At 57.4% G+C, this 1,925-nt stretch carries 2 protein-coding genes; both read left to right on the top strand.

What is annotated here, in order from left to right:
• Window positions 1-424: 424 nt before the first annotated feature.
• Window positions 425-1,426, top strand: coding sequence for a PDDEXK family nuclease (locus tag HMPREF3172_RS00395; protein ID WP_070514647.1), 1,002 nt, complete (start codon window positions 425-427; stop codon window positions 1,424-1,426).
• A gap of 72 nt (window positions 1,427-1,498) precedes the next feature.
• Window positions 1,499-1,786, top strand: a complete 288-nt coding sequence (locus HMPREF3172_RS00390) for a hypothetical protein (RefSeq protein WP_070514645.1) — start codon at window positions 1,499-1,501, stop codon at window positions 1,784-1,786.
• Window positions 1,787-1,925 lie beyond the last annotated feature (139 nt).

The following is a 1,925-nucleotide window of genomic DNA, read 5'->3' as shown; positions in this document are numbered from 1 at the left end:
TGTTGCTAAGGCGCAGATTCCGGCTAACGGGTGTTTTTTGTTTGGGAGGGTTCGCTCAGCATGGCAGGGTCCGCTGGGAAAGGCACAGTACGAGGTGCCGCCCGGTCAAGCTCACGAGGTGCCGGCTCAGCTGGTACTGGACCTCCACCTCCTGAATCCCCACCCACGCTTTAGCAACAGAAACTCCCGTTAGCAGTTGCGGCTAAGCCGTGGATTCCGGCTAAAGGGAGTCTTCGTGTTGCTAAGGCGTGGATCCCGGCTAAGGGGAGTCTTCGTGTTGCTAAGGCGCAGATTCCGGCTAACGGGTGTCTTGTTCCCTCCTGACCCTGTGACTTAAACCATGATTGCCCACAAGTCCACAGAGTTATCCACAGATATGGATAGTGGGGTTGTGGAGCGATGCGTTTACGGAAGACAGTTGCATATGTTCAACGTATTTTCGCTCCAAGAAGCAAAGGCTTTCGGCGCTGAAAAGTGGGAGGTCGAACGAGCTGTCGGGTGTTGTCTCGAGCGGCTGTACCGTGCTTGCTATTTCGTCAATCGCACCTGCACCAAACACACTCAGTTCAACCGTTTCGCAGAACCGGAGATTCTGCGGCTGACGGGGGAGGCGTCCTCGGCAGGAAAGGGCCGTGCGTGGTTTGGCCTGCAGGAAAAGAAACATCTAGGCAAAGCGGAATTCATCGGCCGGCGGTTGAGCGACGGCGATGTTCTCAGCCACACGACGGCGGCCCTGATTCATGGTCTGCCCGTGCTGTCGATTCCGCATAAGGTGCAGCTCATCAACCCGTCGCGATCGCGGTCCGGGGAAAGATTCACCCGGCGCCAAAGGCAGTTGCGCCCGGCCGAAGAGACAGTCCTGTGGAACAGCATTCCAGTCACCGACCCAGTGCGCACCGTGCTGGATATTGCGACTGACATTTCGCTCGAACAGGCGGTCGCCGCTTTTGACGCGCTTCTGCGTTCGGAACCGGTTAAGGCTCAGGGCCGCAAGCATGCAGCCCGCGAAATCATCGCTGCGAATGCGAAGTTTTCTGCTTCGATGCGGGTGGTCAAGCTCATGGAGTATTCGACAGGACTCGCTGAATCCTTCGGCGAAAGCGTCTGCATGGTGGTTATCCGCAACCTCGGCGTTAAAGGCCTTGTGCAGCAGGCCGACATTGTCGATGAAAACGGCGAATTCGTTGCGCGGGTTGACGGCCTGATTCCAGACAAGCGCATCATCATCGAGTTCGACGGGTCCGTAAAGTATCGCGACACCGCCGCCGGTGGAATCAATGAGCGCGGTGATCAATTCATGCTCGAAAAACAGCGCGAACATCGACTACACGTGCTCGGCTATACGGTTGTGCGGATCATGTGGAGCGACCTGCAGAATCCTCTGCAGCTGAAGGCGCGCCTGGCGGCAGTGGGCGCACTCGGCTGAAAGGGTCGCGGCTGACAGGGACGCCCGGGCAGAACGGTGCGTATTCGATGTCTTCGTGGCAAGCTGTGTCGTGTGGAACAGAAGAAGTCCAAGTTGCCGCTTGCTCTTAAGCACGAAGTTGTAGACCGGTTTATTGCCGGTGAAACTGCGAGGGAACTAGCACGTGAGTATGAACTCGGTGGCCCGGACGTGGTTCTCCGATGGGCGCGCCAACAGCGCAAGCGTGGCCGTGTGCGTGAGCGGAATGAGTCAGACTCAGGAACTGAGCAGGATCAGCTTCGACGTGAATACGAGAAGCTGCAGGCTGAGAACGCGTATCTGAGAAAACTGATCGAGCTCAAGACACAAGGCAGATTCTGAGCACAACGAGGTCGCTCATTGAGCCCTGGTGCCAAGTTCAGGTACCGAAGCGACGCGGGCCCACGCTTTAGCAACAAAAACTCCCGCTAGCAGTTGTTGCTAAGCCGCAGATTCCGGCTTAAGGGAGTTTCCTCGCGGC

It is taken from the genome of Brevibacterium sp. HMSC08F02, assembly GCF_001807555.1.
GTDB lineage: Bacteria > Actinomycetota > Actinomycetes > Actinomycetales > Brevibacteriaceae > Brevibacterium > Brevibacterium ravenspurgense.
The sequence above is the reverse complement of the archived record's forward strand: the minus strand, read 5'-3'. Positions and strand labels throughout refer to the sequence as shown.